This window comes from Candidatus Limnocylindrales bacterium (assembly GCA_035571835.1).
Lineage (GTDB): Bacteria > Desulfobacterota > Binatia > UBA1149 > CAITLU01 > DATNBU01.
On record DATNBU010000025.1, the window covers coordinates 23,397 to 40,868 of the forward strand.

Annotated in this window: 14 protein-coding genes; 8 read left to right on the top strand and 6 right to left on the bottom strand. The window is 65.5% G+C overall.

Annotation, left to right across the window (positions count from 1 at the left end):
* The first annotated feature begins 117 nt into the window (after positions 1–117).
* Positions 118–2,031: a tetratricopeptide repeat protein gene (locus VN634_10290; GenBank protein ID HXC51261.1), complete on the top strand. Its 1,914-nt coding sequence runs from the start codon at positions 118–120 to the stop codon at positions 2,029–2,031.
* A gap of 39 nt (positions 2,032–2,070) precedes the next feature.
* On the opposite strand, the gene gluQRS is transcribed toward VN634_10290, so the two are convergent.
* The gene (gluQRS, locus tag VN634_10295) at positions 2,071–3,093 is read right to left on the bottom strand and encodes a tRNA glutamyl-Q(34) synthetase GluQRS (protein HXC51262.1); all 1,023 of its coding nucleotides are present in this window, start codon (positions 3,091–3,093) and stop codon (positions 2,071–2,073) included.
* Between the two features lie 240 nt (positions 3,094–3,333).
* Between gluQRS and VN634_10300 the strand changes: the two genes are divergently transcribed.
* Positions 3,334–3,936 (top strand): DUF1043 family protein, encoded by a 603-nt coding sequence (locus VN634_10300; GenBank protein ID HXC51263.1) that lies wholly within the window; start codon positions 3,334–3,336, stop codon positions 3,934–3,936.
* A 43-nt stretch (positions 3,937–3,979) separates the two neighbouring features.
* Positions 3,980–5,341 carry a GAF domain-containing SpoIIE family protein phosphatase gene (locus VN634_10305; protein HXC51264.1) on the top strand — a complete coding sequence of 454 codons (1,362 nt, stop codon included), beginning with the start codon at positions 3,980–3,982 and terminating at the stop codon, positions 5,339–5,341.
* A gap of 29 nt (positions 5,342–5,370) precedes the next feature.
* Here the strand turns inward: VN634_10305 and VN634_10310 are convergent, their stop codons facing one another.
* Genes VN634_10310 through VN634_10325 form a run of 4 tightly spaced genes read right to left on the bottom strand, consistent with a single transcriptional unit; the run spans position 5,371 to position 10,390 of the window.
* Positions 5,371–6,174 carry an ATP-binding cassette domain-containing protein gene (locus VN634_10310; protein ID HXC51265.1) on the bottom strand — a complete coding sequence of 268 codons (804 nt, stop codon included), beginning with the start codon at positions 6,172–6,174 and terminating at the stop codon, positions 5,371–5,373.
* Position 6,175: 1 nt separating this feature from the next.
* Positions 6,176–7,105: a hypothetical protein gene (locus VN634_10315; protein HXC51266.1), complete on the bottom strand. Its 930-nt coding sequence runs from the start codon at positions 7,103–7,105 to the stop codon at positions 6,176–6,178.
* Entirely contained in the window at positions 7,102–8,334 is a 1,233-nt protein-coding gene (locus VN634_10320) for an STAS domain-containing protein (protein ID HXC51267.1), read from the bottom strand. The genes VN634_10315 and VN634_10320 overlap by 4 nt, the downstream gene beginning before the upstream one ends.
* A 43-nt stretch (positions 8,335–8,377) precedes the next feature.
* A complete protein-coding gene (locus VN634_10325; GenBank protein ID HXC51268.1) occupies positions 8,378–10,390 on the bottom strand; it encodes an ABC transporter substrate-binding protein in 2,013 nt (670 codons plus the stop codon).
* Between the two features lie 42 nt (positions 10,391–10,432).
* Here VN634_10325 and VN634_10330 point away from each other — a divergent pair, with 42 nt between their 5' ends.
* The 4 genes from VN634_10330 (at position 10,433) to VN634_10345 (ending at position 15,530) form a co-directional block, all read left to right on the top strand.
* Positions 10,433–10,894 carry an ATP-binding protein gene (locus tag VN634_10330; GenBank protein HXC51269.1) on the top strand — a complete coding sequence of 154 codons (462 nt, stop codon included), beginning with the start codon at positions 10,433–10,435 and terminating at the stop codon, positions 10,892–10,894.
* A 203-nt stretch (positions 10,895–11,097) separates the two neighbouring features.
* Positions 11,098–13,995, top strand: a complete 2,898-nt coding sequence (locus VN634_10335) for a prolyl oligopeptidase family serine peptidase (protein ID HXC51270.1) — start codon at positions 11,098–11,100, stop codon at positions 13,993–13,995.
* Positions 13,996–14,163: 168 nt separating this feature from the next.
* A complete protein-coding gene (locus VN634_10340) occupies positions 14,164–14,811 on the top strand; it encodes a hypothetical protein (GenBank protein HXC51271.1) in 648 nt (215 codons plus the stop codon).
* A gap of 209 nt (positions 14,812–15,020) precedes the next feature.
* Positions 15,021–15,530, top strand: a complete 510-nt coding sequence (locus VN634_10345) for a DUF1993 domain-containing protein (GenBank protein ID HXC51272.1) — start codon at positions 15,021–15,023, stop codon at positions 15,528–15,530.
* An 8-nt stretch (positions 15,531–15,538) separates the two neighbouring features.
* Here VN634_10345 and VN634_10350 read toward each other — a convergent pair whose 3' ends face one another.
* Complete coding sequence (locus VN634_10350) at positions 15,539–16,339, bottom strand: enoyl-CoA hydratase-related protein (GenBank protein HXC51273.1); 801 nt, start codon at positions 16,337–16,339, stop codon at positions 15,539–15,541.
* A 115-nt stretch (positions 16,340–16,454) separates the two neighbouring features.
* Here VN634_10350 and VN634_10355 point away from each other — a divergent pair, with 115 nt between their 5' ends.
* On the top strand, positions 16,455–17,363 hold the full coding sequence (locus VN634_10355) for a glycoside hydrolase family 16 protein (GenBank protein ID HXC51274.1): 909 nt from the start codon (positions 16,455–16,457) through the stop codon (positions 17,361–17,363).
* The last annotated feature ends 109 nt before the right edge of the window (positions 17,364–17,472 follow it).

Sequence of the window (17,472 nt, forward strand, 5' to 3'; positions counted from 1 at the left end):
TCAGCGACGAACGCCTGCCGCTGTATCAACGTCGCGGCCACGCGCTTGTGACTGCGGCGCGCAGACGGATATGGTCCCGCGCAACATCGCCTTCACGCGGCGCTCCACCTTCCGGATATGAGTCTCTTCAAAAAACTGTTCGGCCAGAAGCCCCATGCTGACAAGCCTGCGGAAGCGGGCATCGACGCGGGTGGTGCGCCCGCCGATCCCGCGAGCGATCCCAACATGGTTCGCGTCTATGACTCCTATGATCGGGAGCTTTTCATCACGAGACAGGTGTGGCGCGACTCGATACTGCCAGGCCAGATGAAGAAAGTCTGGGATGATCCCGACTCCCTGTACTCGACGATCGTTCAATCTCTCAAAGACGGTTTTGCGGCTGAGATGATCCAGCCAGCGGAACGTCTGGGAGAGATCGACCATGACGCGCAACGTGCCATTGTTGTGCTCGCAACAGTTTACCGAATGCAGAAGCGGCTCAACGAATCGGATGAGATTCTACGGCGACATATCGCACGCCATGGCGAGTCCGGGGTCATTCTGACCAATCTCGCAAAAGTTCACGCGGATCGCGGAGAGCATGACGAGGTGCTGCAAACTCTCTGGCGCGGCTTGCAACTCGATCCGAATCAAGAAAACGGCCTGGGCTGGTACGAAGCCATCCATCGCGAAAAGGACGGAGCCACCGCTGGTCTCGAGGCATTCCGACGGGTCGCTGCCCTACCCGGTGCATGGCGCGCGCGACTATGGCTGGCTCGCGATGCCCTTGCTCGTCGCGATCTATCGGCAGCTCTTCGGCTCTACGACGAAGCGCTGAGTCTCGCCCCCACTCCGAAGCCGATCGATCTGCTGCAGCAGATCAGCGGCGATCTTGGTACCCAAGGTTATCTGGAGCAGATCCTCGCGTTGGCCGAGCCGCACTTCGACCCGAATGTTCACGGAGTCGCGATAGGGAACAATCTGATCAAAGCTCATCTGGATCTCGGTCAGCTCGACGCGGCCCAACGGATGCTCGATCGGTTGTTCTCGTTCAAACGTCCAGACTGGCACGAAACCCTGGCGTTCTGGGACACGGAAATCGCAAGGAATCGGGCGGCGAAGGCCGGAGCCGATCTGCCTGCTGTGCCCAAGATCACGACTGTCGTGGTCGATGGTCCACTCTGGCTCCGAGCATCAACTGGTGCTGCCGGTCTGGTACCGGCAAAGCGGCCCGGCGCCGTCATCGTTGCTTGCCTTGGCAGCAGTTTCACCGCTCCGGATGTATCCAGTGGCAGCGTCCGGATGCAGCTGAGCGACGTTCCCGGTCGGACGAGCCGTGCATTGCCGCTCTATCTTGCCGAGCAGCTTCATCTGCGAACCGATGCTGTCGGTCGTGTTCTTCAACCTTGGATTCAGGAAGGTCACTGCGGTTTTGTGCTCTGTGGAGACCCTTGGAGTGACGAACGAGCCGTGGCTCAGGCCCGAGGCGGGAACCAGTCGGCGGACTACGTCGTCGTGCTTCACCTAGACGGTGTCGCGAACCCATGGTCCGCCACACTGCGACTTGTGCGAATCTCGGATGGCTCTCTTCTCGGTACAGCTGTCGCTACATTTACTGCTCAGAGCCCGCAGCCTGGCTTCGATCGCCTGGCGACTGCGCTCATGGAACTCATCGCCTCAAACGCAGGTGTTCGTCGCGCGACCGCGCCGGATTTTTATCAGGTTCCTGCGGGTGCCGATTTTGCTGCATACCAGCTCCGCCTCGAACAGGCGTTGGCCGTGTCGTTGACAGCCACCTGCAGACCGGAGCCAGGCTTTCTCAACGGTGAACGTGAGATCGTCGCGGGGAATCTGCAGCTCTGTTCGAATCAACCCTCAAATCCCACGCCGCGCCTGCTGCTCGTGCACACGCTCCTTCAACTTCAAAAGCTGCGTCCCGACGTCGTTCTCGAGTTCAAGGACAAGATTGCACTCCTGCAGAAAGAAAAGCCGCTGACTGGTCCGGCAGGGGGAATCGTTCATTCCATTCTCGGATCGATGTTCGAGAACTGATCAGGGGCGTACACACATCCATGTCACGCCGAACATCAGTCACTTGATCAATCGCACGCGCTCGACGAAATCCTCCGGAAGCCGCGTATCCTCACGCCGAATGCGGCTCCATGCGAACGCTTCGATGAGCTCCTGCGCACTCGCAGCGACCGGACGGTCGATGAGCCCGAGCGACCACGCGAGGTAGCCGACGAGCTGTTCGGCGCGCACACCGGCCTCGCGCAGCGACGCGAGCGTGATGGCGCGGTCGCGCTTGGAAAGCTTTTCACCCGCGGCGTTACGGACCACCGGCACATGCGCATGCACCGGCCGCCGCGCGCCGAGCGCTTCGAGAAGCTGGATCTGGCGACCGGTCGATCCGATCAGGTCCGCGCCGCGCACGACCTCGTCGATCCGCATCAGCCAGTCGTCGACGACGACGGCGAGCTGATACGCATAGAGCCCGTCTCGCCGCTTGAGCACGAAGTCGCCGGCGACCGGGTCCGCGATCGGGCCGTACACGCGATCGACGAACGCGACGGGCTCGTCGCTTACGCGAAAGCGCAGCGCAGCCGCCGGTGCAGGATCGCTGCGCAGTCTTTCGTACCAGCCATCTTCGAGCTGTGACGGCCGCGCGGAGACGGGGTACGGAGCTTCCTCGTCCGGTCCGTGCGGTGCGGACGACATCGATGCCAGATCCTTGCGCGACAGCGTGCACGGGAACAGGCGGCCCGCATCGTGAAGCACGCGCAGCGCGGCCTCGTAGACCTCGCCGCGCTCGGACTGCACGTACGGTGCGAACGGTCCGCCGGATTGCGGATCCTCGTCCCAGTCGAGCCCAAGCCACGCCAGATCCGAGATGTGCTCTTCAGCGCTGCCGGCGACGATACGGGGCGGGTCGAGGTCTTCGATGCGCCACACGAAGCTTCCGCCGCGCGAACGGATGCTCAACCACGCGACCAGCGCAGTGCGCGCATTGCCGACGTGCATCGGACCGGTGGGCGACGGCGCATAGCGTCCGCGTGGGCTCGCGGCCGCTGCATCCGGCGGTGGCGAGAGGCTCGATCGAGCGTCATCGTTCACAGCCGCATCCTAGCGCGATGCACGGGCGAAGCATGCTCCGGCAGGAGATCGCACCGTGCCAACTCGTGGAAAATGCGCGTGCGCGCTTTCCGCTGCACGGAATGCGCGGCGACATGTCGCGCACCGACGCGGATTCGTATAGTTGCGTCGGGCGGCGGCGTCAGCGAGCCGACCGAGCGGCAAGTCGGGGATGGCGAGCGCGTCGAGGCGCGCGAGCAAGTGGAGAATGGAGAAGTGGTCATGGCGATTTCTGTACAGCTCATCGTTGCGCTCGTGGTCGGGGTCGGCATCGGCCTTGTCGCCGGCTACCTCACGTTCCCGGCGATCCGCGAGGCCAAGCGCCTGCGCATCCAGCTCGACGGAATTCTCGCAGAGCACGAGACGTACAAGAAGTCGGTCAGCGCGCACTTCCGCAAGACCGGCGAGCTGGTCGGCGAGATGACGCGCAGCTATGCTGCCGTCTACGACCACCTCGCAACCGGCGCGCGCAGCTTTGCCGCCGAAGCCGCCTCTGAGATGACGCTTCCATTCGGGCCGTCTCCGGGAATGCTGGCTTCGCCTGTGATCGAAACGGCATCAGAACCGTCGTCGCCGGGTGCGTCGATGGAGCCGTCGCCGGCTCCCTCGATGGACCCCTCGCCGGCTGCTGCGATGAAAGCGCCGTCCGCCGCTGCGATGGACTCGTCGCCGGATTCTCCCGCGATGGAATCGACCGACGCTGCGCTCGACGGCTCGATGCTGGCCGCCGAAGTATTCGTCGGCACCGAAGGCGCGCTCGATTCGTCGTCGGACACGACGACGTCGGCCGATGGCTCCGCCGACGCCGAATCTCGCAAAGCGTGACGCAACCTCGGCAATCTCGGCAACTCGGGCACCGCCGCATCGCATGAGCGAGCTGCTGCGCGGCGACGCCGCACGGCTGCGGCTGCTCTACGAGCTCGGCTCGGCGTTCGCCGAGCGCGTCGAGCTCGCCGAGCTGTGCGCGTTCGTGCTGGCGAGCTGTCGCGACGTGCTCGACGCCGAGAGCGCCTCGATCCTGCTGCTCGATGCCGAGCGCGGCGAGCTGTTCTTTCCATACGTTTCCGACTCGTCGCCCGAAGTCGTCGAGCGGCTTCTGTCCATGCGCTTCCCCGCGGAGCAAGGCATCGCGGGACGGGTGCTGCGCAGCGGAGAGTCGGCGCTCGTCGACGACGTGGCGGCCGATCCGTCGTTCTATCCGGCCGTCGACCGACATTCGCACACGACGACGCGAAGCCTGCTGTGCTCTCCGCTCGCGGCCGCGCGCGGTGCGATCGGCGTCGTGCAGGTTCGCAACCGGCGCGGCGGCGGCGCGTTCTCGCCGGACGACCTCGAGTTCCTCGATGCGCTCGCCGGCAGCATCGCCGTCGCGCTCGAGAATGCGCGGCTTTATGCACAGCTGAAGAGCCAGGTTGCGGCGCTCGAGCTTGCGGTCGTGGAGCACAAGCAGCTCACCGCGCTGCATCACGAGCTCGACATCGCGGCCGGCATCCAGCAGTCGATCCTTCCCGGCACGTTCCCGCCGTTTCCCGATCGCCGCGAGATCGACGTCTTCGCGGCGATGCTGCCCGCGAAGGAAGTCGGCGGGGATTTCTACGATTTCTTCTTCGTCGACGATCACCGGCTCGGCTTCGTGGTCGGCGACGTCTCGGGAAAAGGGATGCCGGCGGCGCTGTTCATGGCCGTCAGCCGTACGTTCCTCAAGTCGATCGCCACGCACGGCCTCGCTCCGCGCGAATGCCTCGAGCGCGTCAACGAGCTCCTCTACTTCGAAAACCGGCTCGAGATGTTCGTGAGCGTCTTCTACGGCGTGCTCGACGTTCGCACCGGCGACGTCGAGTACAGCAACGGCGGCCACAATCCGCCCCTCGTGCTGCGTCGCGGCGGCACGATCGAATCGCTCGCCGGTACCGGTGGAACGGTGCTCGGCATTCTTCCGGGGCTCAGGTATCGCTCGGGAAGCGCGCGTCTTGCCGACGGCGAGACGATGTTTCTCTACAGCGACGGCATCACCGAGGCGATGAACGCCGGCGGAGAGTGCTTCGGAGAATCGCGGCTCACCGCATCGCTCGCACGCGTGGGGAGCGGCGATCCGCGGGCGCTGGTCGAACGCGCCGTCGCCGACGTCGAGACGTGGGCCGCGGGCGAGGCGCAAAGCGACGACATCACCGCGCTGTCGGTCACATGGCATGGCGCGCGACGGCGCGCGGCGGATCCGGCGCAGCCTTGAGCAGGACCACCGCAGCGCGGTAGCGCCCGTCAGACGTAGGCGCCGCGAAGGACTTCTGCTGCGCTCTCGTCGAGCTGCTCGCTGCGGCGGACTTCTTCGAATCGCGCGAGCAGCTCCGGCACGCGCAGCCGCTTCTTTTCGGCGCCGCGGAAGTCATGAAGGATTTCGCCCTGGTTCATCATGATCAGCCGGTCGCCGAGATTGACGGCCTGCTGCATCGAATGCGTGACCATCAGCGTCGTCAGGCGATCTCGCGCGACGATCTCACCGGTCAGCCGGATCACCTGGTCGGCGCTTTTCGGGTCGAGCGCTGCCGTGTGCTCGTCGAGCAGCAGCAGCGACGGGCGCCGCCACGTTGCCATCAGCAGCGTCAGCGCCTGGCGCTGGCCGCCGGAAAGCGTGCCGATCGGATTCTCGAGGCGATGCTCGAGGCCCATGCCGAGCGTGCGCACGCGCTCCTGCATGTCGCGGCGAAGCCTTGGCGACAGCGCCCAGCCGAGCCCGCGCGCAAGTCCACGGCGGGTCGCCAGCGCGATGTTCTCGGCGATCGACATATCCGGAGCGGTGCCCGCGAACGGATTCTGGAACACGCGGCCCACGAGGCTCGCACGCCGGTGCTCAGGCCACGTGGTGACGTCCTGGCCAGCGATGCGGATTGAGCCGTCGTCGACTTCGAAACTGCCGGCAACGGCGTTGAGCAGCGTCGACTTTCCGGAGCCGTTGGTTCCGATCACCATCAGGAACGATCCGTCGTCGATCGACACGCTCACGCCGCGCAGCGCACGCACTTCGTTGGGCGTGCCGGCGTGGAACGTCTTTACGACCCGGCTCACGTCAAGCATGCGACCACCGCCGGCGGATGCGCGCGAAGTAATCGGGGAGCACCAGCGCTGCGAACACGAAAAAAGCCGTCAGCAGCTTGAGATCGTTCGGGTTGAGCCCGGCGCGCAGTGCGATCGCGATCAGCAGCCGGAACAGGATCGATCCCATCGCGGCGCCGACGATCAGGAACCCGAGCTTCGTGCTGCCGACCAGCGCCTCGCCGAGAATCACGCTGGCCAGGCCCCAGACGACCATGCCGATTCCCATCTGCACGTCGGCAAAACCCTGGTACTGCGCGAGCAGCGCACCGGCCAGTGCCGCAAGCCCGTTCGAGACCGCGAGTCCGAGAATCATCATGTTGCCGACGTCGACGCCGAGCGCACGGATCATCTGGCTGTTGTTGCCGGTCGCGCGCATCGCGGTTCCGAGGTTGGTGCGAAGAAACGCATAGAGAATGCTGCCGACCACGGCCACGACGATCGCCGAGAGCACGAGCACGGCCGCGTCGCGCGCTGCGACCTCCCATCCGAGAAGCACGAGACTGTCGCGGCCGCCGAGAAGCGCAATGCCGAGATGCTCGGCGCGGGTTGCCAGCGTATCGGCCGCAAGCAGCGGAACGTTGCTCTTCCCCATCACGTGCAGGTTGATCGAGTAGAGCGCGGTCATCACGAGGATTCCCGAAAGCAGGCCGTTGATCCGGAAGCGCGCGTGAAGAACGCCGGTGGTTGCGCCGGCGATCATTCCGGCGCCGAGTGCGGCAAGGCTTGCGAGAAACGGATTGGTTCCGCCGACCAGCAGCACGGCGGCCGTCGCGGCGCCGAGCGTAATCGAACCATCGACGGTGATGTCGGGGAAGTTGAACACGCGGAAGCTCAGGAACACGCCGAGCCCGAGCAGCGACAGAATGAGGCCCATCGTCATTGCGCCGAGGAGAAGCGTCATGAGCGAACGTCTCCGATCGGGGCAACCCAGCATGCGCCGCGGATGAGCTCGCTCTGGCCGGCGCCGACGCCCGCGCGATCGTCGGCCAGAAGATGGATCACGCTCTGAAGGCTCTCGTTTTCGAACAGCGACGCGACGGTGTCGTGCAGGTTGATCCGGCCTTTGGCGAGCGGCCGGCTCGGAAAGATCGCCGCGTGAAAGTGTCCTGTGGTCTTCTGCGGCGAGCTCGCCAGCGGCCGCAGGAACGGATCGAGCAGTGCATGCGGGCTCGTCGATGCGACGCCGGCAATGAGCGCGAGCTGGCGGCGGTGCGACGGCTCGCTCGAATAGGAAAGCCAGTCGCGGATCTGCGGATAGGCGAACATCGATGACGAAGATTCACCGAGCGCCGGCGACCGGCGCAGCGTTGCACCGACGAGCCCCGCCGTCTCGGCGAGCATCACGATGCCGACGTGCTCGCCGCCGCCGGCCGCGAGCGCCTGCCGGACGATGCTCGACAGCGCGAGCGGATCGCCTTTGGTGCGTTCCTCGAAGCGCATGAGCTTGCGGAATCCGCCGTCGCAGACGAGCGCGTAAAGAACGCTGATGCCGGAGACGAACGATCCGGTCGACAGGAGATAGTCGGGCACATTGGTGCCGTCGGTCGGCAGCCACGCCGCCGCGCCGGCCACCGCGACGAGCTCGCCGAACCTGCCGCAGCTGTCGGCGAAGCTTCCGAAAGCGCCGAGGCCGATCGCGAACGTCGTCGCCGGAAGCGCGAGCGTGCGGCAATCGGTCTCGCTGAAGGATTGCTCGAGCCGCAGCGGTGAGCCGACGACCTCGCAGGTCAGCGCAGCGCCAGCTGCGAGCTCGTAGACTTCGTATCGCCCGTCCTCCGTCTCGAGTCGCTCGACGATGTCCGGTGCGCTTCGCTGGGAAGACTCGCCGGTGGAGGTCGCCAGCAGCGTCTCCAGGCCGGCCATGCGGATCACGCTTCGCACCGGCTCGGCAGGATCGATCACCTGAAGGGAGCCGCCGAGCGAGCCGAGCTGCTTGTAGAACTTGACGAGAACCCGAAGACCGACCGAGCTCATGTACGAGACGCCCGACATCCGGATGCGGATGCGATGGCCGCCGCCCGTGACGGCGTCTTCGAGGCTTCGCGACAGATGGTCGGCCCAGTACGCGTCGAGTCGTCCGTCGATGCGCACGTCGAGGTATTCGCCCTGCTGCTCGGTGGTTATGTCCATCGCGGCTGCTCCGGCATTGCCCAAACGTGACTGCAGAACATGGTCATGGCTTGCCGATCACTTTGGTTGCACGCTCGACGAGCGAGCGCGGGATGCGGATGCCCGCCGAGCGCGCCGCATCGAGATTGACCATGACGTGTACGGTTTCCAGCGACTGGAACGGAATCGTCGACGGATGCTCACCGCGCATGACGCGCGCCGCGATCAGTCCGGCCTGATGCCCGCCGTCGAAGTAATCCCTGGCAGCGACGACCACTGCACCTTCCTGCAGATTGCTCGTCGATACGCCGAACACCGGCACGCGCGCCTGCCGCGCCGGCAGCGCGACGCTCGTGAATGCGGTGTTGGTCATGTTCGATCCCACCTGGCAGATCGCGTCGACTTTCTGCGACAGCAGCGAAAGCGTTGCATCGCTGACTTCGGACGACGAATTGACGGGCAGCGTGACGAGCTCGAATCCCTGCGCCTTTGCGAGCTCGAGAAGCCGATCCTTGTTGAAGACCGAGTTGACTTCGGCCGGCACGAACAGCGTCCCGAGGCGGTGCGCATTCGGAACGACTTCGTGGACGAGGCGCAGCAGCTCGTCGTACGGGCCGAGCGTCGAAACGCCGGTCACGTTCGGCAGGTGATCGGTCGCGCTCGTGCCGGCGCCGGCCGCCATCGGATTCGCGACGTACGTGAAGACGATCGGGCTCTTTCGCGCACGTTGCAGGGCCGCCTGAAGCGTCGGGCTCGAGAACGTCACGAGCATGTCGGTGCCGTCGGTGATTGCCGCATCGACGAGCGCGCTGAGCGTCGGCATGTCGCCGTTGGCGTTGCGGCTCCTGACCGCGTAGTCGCGGCCTTCGACGAGGCCCGAGTCGGCGAGGCCCTGGCGGACGCCGCGCTCGGAGTCTTCGACGTCGAGCGACGTGATGTAGGCGAGCAGGTCGACGTTCCATTTGCGCGCGAGCGGGCCGGCCGGTCGGGAAGAGGGCGGTCCTGCGGCCTTGACGGAAGCCTCTGCCGTCCGCTTCGAGGCAGCATCGCTGCGTGCGCTCGCAACCACATCCTCGGGAAGCTTCCACGGATCGCGAAGTCCGGCGAGCGCAGACTCGTTGATCGCGACTCTTTCCGGCATCACGTTCTCGACCGGAATCTCCCGCGGATCGGCGCCGCGCAGCACGCGCGCCGCAAGCTGTCCGGCAAGATGGCCGACTTCGCGGAAGTCCGGCCCGATGTCGAACAGCCCGCCGCGCTCGGCGGCGCCCGACATGCTGGTGAAGACCGGAATGTGCGCGTTGTGCGCCGCCTCGATGATGACGTCGATCGCCGTCATCGCGGCCACGTCACCGCCGACCCACAGCGCGTCGACGTTGCGTCCGATCAGCGACCGGATCCCTTCGGCAACCGCCGACGAATTTTCGGCGTTGGCCTCGAGAAGCTCGATGTGAAGATTGCGGCAGACCTCGCGCGCAAGCTTTACGTTCGCCTCCGAGTTGCTCTCTCCCGGATTCCAGACGACGCCGACGCGTGCGAGCCCGGGAAAGCTTCGCTTTGCAACATCGAACGTCTTTGCGACCGGGTTCATGCTGCCGTAGCCGGTCATGTACGGCGGATGTTCGAGGTGGTTCTCGCGGCTGATGCCGACTCCGGCGCCGTACGGATCGGAAACGAGCGCGAACACGTGACGCGTTTTTCCCTCGCGGTTCGCGTTGGCCACCGCCTGGAGGCTCAGCGTGGAAACCGTGACGACCAGGTCGTACTGGCCGGACGTGATGTCTCGGGCGATCGTGCTCGACGTTGCCGCGTCGCCCTCGGCGTTGTAGCGACGGATCGAGATTGATCTTCCGTCCTCGAAACCCGCGCTCGCGAGCGCTTCGAGTATGCCGGTTACGCCCTGATCGAGCAGAGCCTGCGAGGTCTGCTGCATGATGGCGATCCGCGGAATTCCGGATGCCTTCGTTGCAGAGTCGGCCGAAGTCTTTCGCCGGTCGAGGTCCGACAGCAGCAGGATGGCGGCCGCGAGCACGATGAGGCCGACTCCGAGCGACAGACGTTGGATCGCGTTCCACATTGGTGGGGAGGGAGCCGCGTGTTAGAACGGAGCGGCATCGTCATGGCAAGCGAACCGCCGCAGCATACGGACGCGGGCGCGCGCGCCGACACGACCATTGTTCTCCAGAACGATCTCGTCGAGCTCGAGCGACTCGGGGCGCTGGTGGCTTCGCTCGGACGCGAGTGCGAGTGGCCCGATGGCATCGCGCAACATGTCGAGCTCGCGCTCGACGAGATCGTCACCAACATCATCTCGTACGCGTACGACGACGACGGGCCGCATGACATCGTGATCCGGCTTGCGGCCTCCCGCGACGAAGTGCGCGTGGAGGTCGCCGACGACGGCCGGCCGTTCGATCCCGTGACCGCACCGGAAGCAGTGACCGGCGGAGCGATCGATGAGCGGCCGGTCGGCGGGCTCGGATGGCATCTCGTGCGCAGCGTCGTCGACGTGCTCGAGTACCATCGCATCGGCGGCCGCAACGTCGTGACGTTCGTGAAGCGGCTGGCCGCCCTCTCGTAGTACTCGGAACCGGAAAATCGGGGTCAGACACCGATTTCCCGAAATCGGTGTCTGACCCCGATTTCTGCCCATGCGGCCGGGCCGGCAAACCCCGTTGCTGGCCTCCGGACCGACCGGTAGATTCAGTTGCATACAGCTTTGTAGGTAGCGGTCCCCGCCGATCGGCTGTCACGGCCGGTCCGGTCGCTGAAAAGGAGCGAGTCATGGCCTGGAGAGGCGCCTTCCGTCAGTCCTCCGTCCGGTTTCTTCAGTGTTTTCGCGAGCCTCGCGCAGCTCGTGCGGTGCTGGCGGCCGCGGCTCTGGCCATTGTGCCGGCGGTCGCCCGGGGCGGCCTGCCCGAGGATTCGCTGCCGGCGGTCGCGAGCGGCGCACGGCCGGGACCCGACGTCCTCTATTCCGCGGCGCCGGCGGCCCCGCAGCTCGAAAACCGCGATCCGCGCTTCAAGGCGGCGCCGCTTCTGGTTTCCGGCAACGAGGCCTACGCCGACGGCGAGTACCTCTACCAGGACTTCCTGTACGACGACTACGGCAGCGATACCGACGGCAAAGGCGCACACCCGTTGTCCGAGCAGACCGGCGACATCAGCTATCCGACCGATGTTGCCCGTTACGGAAACAATTCGGCCGATCTCGTCGAGCTGCGCATCGCCGCGACCGAAACCGACGTCGCATACCGCATTACCCTCAACACGCTGCTGGTCGCCGACAGCACCATCGTCACGCTCGCGTTCGATTCGGATCGCAATGCACTGACCGGTGCGGCAACGCTTCCTCGCGACCCCGGCGCGTCGTTTCCCGGAACCGACGAAGTGCTGACGATCTGGGGCGCCGGTGCCGAATACTCGCGCCAGACAATGCTCGGCTGGACGACGACTCCACTTGCAGCGAGCGTGGATCTCGAAGCCAACCAGATTACGGTCGTCGTTCCGCGCTCGGTCTCCGATCCGCACGGCATCTGGCGCGCGACGATTGCAACAGGACTTTACGATCCGGCAACCGGCGGCTGGCTGAAGCCGTTCGTCGAGGCCAGTGCGACGACGCCAGGCGGCGCGGGTCCGCTCGACCCGCTACCGTCGGGCATCTTCAATCTCGGCTTCCGCTTCGATGAAGCCGTGCTCAGCGCAGACACTCCGCCGGACAGTGATCAGGCGGTCGCCATCCGAAGCCACGCGCCGACGACGTATGCGCACGACATCGACTTCTCGATGCTCGACGCGCACGCGAGCTGGTCGAGCGTACCGGCCAGCGGGACACAGGTGCGCATGTTCCCGAGCCGACTCGTGGTCGGCGAAGGGCGGGACCTCAACGACTTCCCCGGCTATCGCGGACAGCTGCAGCCGTACTCGCTCTACGTTCCGACGACGTATGTCGCCGGTACGCCGTCACCGTTCATGCTCAACCTGCATTCGCTGGGCGAGCACTACTGGCAGTACAACGGCCTCAACATGACGCAGCAGATCGGCGAGCAGCGCGGCAGCCTGGTGGCGACGTCGCTGTCGCGCGGCGACGACGGCTGGTACCAGCACGAAGCCGAGTACGACGTCTTCGAAATGTGGAACGACGTTGCGCGCCGCTTCAATCTCGATCCCGACCGCATGGCGATCAGCGGCTACTCGATGGGCGGCTACGCGACATACCGGCTCGGCACGCTGTATCCGGACCTGTTCGCGAAGGCGTTCTCGCAGGTCGGCCCTCCGGCCGAAGGCATCTGGCTGCCGCCCGCACCGCCGACGGGCAGCTATCGCGGCGACGATTTCACGAGCAACCCCGAGCCCGCCGATGCGACGCTGACCAATCTGTGGCTCGAGAATGCACGCAACGTTCCGTACCTGAATCTTGCCGCCAGCACCGACGAGCTCGTTCCGCTCGTCGGCCCGCGCGCACAGAACATCGGCGATCCGGCAAGCGGTGTGCGCGGTTTCGACCAGCTCGGCTACCGCTTCCGCTTCCTCGTCTTCGCTCCGTGCGACCACCTCGCGCTGGCGGTGCTCGACGACTTCCCGATGGCGGCCGAATTTCTCGGCGACGCTGCGGTCGATCGCAACCCGGTGCACGTCACGTTCGCCTACGTTCCGGCAAGCGACGATGCCGCGCTCGGTCTCGTGCACGATCATGCGTACTGGGTCTCGGCGCTCACTCTTGCGGACACGAGTGCGGGCCTGACATCCAAGGGCGTCGTCGACGCGTTCAGCCATGCGTTCGGTGTCGGCGATCCGGAAAGCGTTGCGGGCAGCGGCGCAGGCACGGTCGGACCGATTTCGTACGTCGAGCTCAACCGTTCGTGGAACGATGCACCGGCGATCGCGACCGAGAACCGGCTCGACCTGACGCTGACCAATCTCGCATCGGTGCACATCGACGTCGCACGCGCGGGCCTCAACGGATCGCGCGCTCTCGTCGTGCATACCAACGCCGACGGCGCGTCGTCGGTTTCGCTCGACGGCGTGTTCGCGGCCGGCAGCCAGGTACGCGAGGACGATGTCGCGGTAAGCGGCGCATCGGTCGACGCGGACGGTGCGGTACTTCCGGTCGCCGCGGGAGAGCACACGTATGTGATCAGCGCCGGACAGGCGTGCTCGAGCGCGCCTCGCAGCGGCTGCCGCGGGAGCCTTCGCTCCGGCGCTTCCCGCATGACGATGGTTCGCGGCGCGCGCGAAGACGGAAACAGGCTGACGTGGAGCTGGGGCGACGGCGCCGCGACGAGCGCGAACGACTTCGGAGATCCGATGGCGAGCACGAGCTACGCTGTCTGTGTGTACGACAGCACCGGCCAGCAGATCGTCGAAGCTTCGGCGCTGTCCGAGCCGATCTGCCTCGAGATCGGCGAATCGTGCTGGGAGCAGGGTCGCCGCGGCCTGTCCTACCGAAGCTCGACCTCCGGGCCGTCCGGCCTGACCAGTCTCCGGCTCGAGCCCGGTGAAGACTCCGAGGCAGGCATTGCCGCCGGTGCTCGCGGCGCATTGCTGGCGATCCCGGAGCTCCCGCTGACTGCGCTGCCGTTGACTGTCCAGCTGCAGGCGAGCGGCGGCGGATGCTGGGAGAGCCGCTTCACAGACGCTTCGCGCAACGACGGGCGGCGGTTCAAAGCCCGCGGACAATAAGCTCTTTCCGCACCGGGGACGGGCACGGGTCTTTCGGATCCGTGTCTGTCCCCGTTTCCCGAGCGTGACGTACTACACATAAAAGACACTTTGTATCCCCTAAAACTATTGACCATCCCGCCTCGCTTTTGCTAGTTCTTGGCCATCATCAGGGGAGGTGATAGCCAAATGGTTCATTCGTACGCGAAACGCGTATTTTTCCTGGCAGTTTGTCTTGGGTTTCTCGGAAGTCTCGCAACCGGCGCGTCCGCAGGCGATGCGGAGAAGTGCCGGGCAGCAGAGCTCGGGGCGGCCGGCAAGGCCTGCTCGACGATTTTCAAGAAGTGCTACGGGCCCAGCGCCAAGGGCGGCATGCCGGTCGACATGATCTGCATGAGCGACACGCTCGTGACGCTGCTCGCCGACCTCGACAAGGCCGAGGCGGCCGGCGGCTGCGAGCACACTCGCCTCAGTGCTTCGATCTGGGAGCGCCTCGGTGGTCTTGCCGATGACGTCGCCAACGGAGAGCTCGTTTTCCGGACCGGTGGGGTCTGCGCGGCCAAGAAGCTGAAGGCGGTGGCCAAGGTGTGCCAGTCGTTCGGCAAGTGCTACGCCGCTTCCGCGAAGGAATCGGCGGACGTCACACCGGCTGCAGGCTGCCTCGCGGATGCGTCCGGCAAGTTCTCGGCGGCGTTCACCAAGATCGAAAGCGTGATGACGTGCACGCCGGTCGACAACGCCGACAGCATCGAAGCGCTCGTCGGAAGTGCGTTCGTGGACCTGTCGGATCTGTCGACGACGGGCACCACGAGCACGACGTTGCCGCCGTCGCCTTAAGCGCGCACGTTCGTCATTGCTGGAATCGCGGAGCCGGGACCTTCGACCGGCTCCGCCATTTCTGCCAGTCGAGCGTCACTTCCTGCCAGATCGATTGCGCGGAGTCCGGGCGCTCGCGCCGGCGCGTTCCGGCGCGCGCTGCGGATTTGTGACGTCCCTGCGTCGTGCCAGAGTGCCCCGCCGCCGCATCAGCGGCAGAGGAGCGAGCAATGACGCATTTCGACGGGATCCAGATTTTCACGAAGACCCTGAACAATCTCGTACGGTGGATGGAGAAGGCCGAGGCGCACGCGAAGGAAAAATCCTTCGACGTGGATGTCCTCATCGATGCACGGCTTGCGCCGGACCAGTTCACGTTCGTCAAGCAGGTCCAGGCCGCGTGCGACCAGGCGAAATACACTGCGCTTTACCTCGGCGGTCAGCCGCTGGTGCCGCATCCCGATACCGAGCGCACGTTCGGCGAGCTGAAGCAGCGCATTGCCAGCTGCATCAAGACCGTCGAAGCCGTCGCGGAGAAGAACTATGAGGGCGCCGAAGAGCGCAAGGTCGCGCCGCCGTGGCTCGGCGGCGCATGGATGCGCGGCGACGATTACTTCGCGCACATGGCGATTCCGAATTTCTTCTTCCACGTGACGATGGCGTACGCGATTCTGCGCCATAACGGCGTCACGCTCGGCAAGATGGACTACATCGGCTCGATGCCGATCCAGCAGGGCTGAGCCGGCTGCTAACGAAATCGCGGAGGCCGCTTTTCGAGAAATGCGGAAACGGCCTCCGCGTGCTCGGCACTTTTCCAGCACTCGCGCAGCATCGCGCTCTCGAGCGCCTGCACGAGATCGAGATCGGTCTCCGAAGCGTTGCGCGTCAGCAGCGCTTTCGTCATGCGAAGCTGAGGGTCGGGGTTGGACGCGATCTGGCGCGCGAGCTCGAGCGCTTCGTCGACCACGGTCCCCGGCGAGGCGAGGCGATCGGCAAGCCCGATCTCCGCCGCCTCCGCTCCTGCGCAAAGTCGGCCGGAAAGACAGAGCTCGCTCGCCTTACCGAGCCCGACACGGGCGACCAGAAGGCGAGTGCTCGCAAGCTCCGGCACAAGCCCGACCTTGATGAACAGCATGCCGAACTTCGCCTTCTCGCACGCAACGATGACGTCGAACGGAAGGATCATCGTCATGCCTATGCCGACGGCCGCGCCGTTGACGGCGGCGACGAGCGGCTTCGACTCGCGGCACAGCCGCACCCAGTCGATGCCTGCCGGCATGCCGCCCTGTCCGGCCTGCGTGTTTGCTCCCGGATCCTGGCCGCTGATGCGTTTCTGAAACGTCTCGGCCATGTCGGCGCCTGCGCAGAAGCCGCGCCCCGCGCCGGTCATCACGATCGCGCCGATCGAACGGTCGGCGTTCGCGCACGCGATCGCATCGGCCTGTTCCTCGGCCATCGCCGGCGTCCACGCGTTCAGCTTGTCGGGACGGTTCAGCGTGATGAGCGCAACGTCGCCGCGGGTCTCGTAAAGGATCCGTTCGTAATTCATCCCGGATCCGTAGCAGAAAAAGGGGACAGGTACATTTTCGTAACCAGGTGATTTCCCTCGAAATGTTATTTTCGCCCCTCGCAACGACGCGCGCGACAGCACAAGATGCCGGGCCATGACAACGGCGCGACGAATCAGCATCCTCTGCCGACTGTGCGGTTTGGCGCCGACGCTGGCGCTCCTGGCGCTCACGCCGATGGCGCTTCCGGCAGCCGCGTTCGCTCTCGACGACGATTTCTCCGCGCCGCTGTCGGCGACCTGGAGCGCGCCGAGGACCGAAGAGCCGGGCTCGTCAGTATCGGCTCCGGTTGCCGACGAGGATGCGGTCGACGGCAACGTCCTCGAGCTCGTGTTCCCGGGCGAGACCGCACCGGAAGACAGCGGGCCGGCCTTCGCGACCGAAATCGAAACCGCCACGCCTGCCGGATACGGCACATACGAAGCCCGCCTTCGCACGCCGAAGGCGAGCCATGCAACCGGCCTCGTCTCGGCGTTCTTCACGTACTTCAACGACGGCGCCGATCACGACTTCGACGGCATCATCGACAACCACGAAATCGACATCGAGCTTCTCGCCGCCGAGCCGAGCACGATCTACATGAGCGTCTGGACCGAGTACCAGTACGAAGGCGGCGTCGAGACGTTCCGCAAGACGACGCGCAAGGTTGATCTGCGAAGCGGCCGCGTGTGGGAGACGCCGCCGGGAGGCGAGGGCAGCTACGATCTCGTCGAGGCCCAGCCGCTCGCGTGGAGCGCGCGCAGGTTTCGCGCGTGGCGCGCGTTCGCAACGTATCGCTTCGCGTGGTCGGCGGGCGCGGTCGAATATTCGATCGACCTCGGCGACGGTGCAGGCTTCCGCACGCTGTGGACGCTGACGGGCGCAGCGAACGAGACGATCCCGTCGATTGCCGCGCCGCTGCTCTTCAACCTCTGGCACAACGCGTATCACTGGAATTCGGGAAAGGAGTCGCGCGTCCCGCGGCGGAACGCCGCGTTTCACGTCGATTCCGTCTCCATCCACTGAGCCCGAGCGCTCGTCCGGGACAATCCGGCGGGCGGCCCGTATGCCCCGATAGTCGAACGGAATTATCCGGCGCGCCGATATTTGTTGACACGAATATATTCCCGGGTGT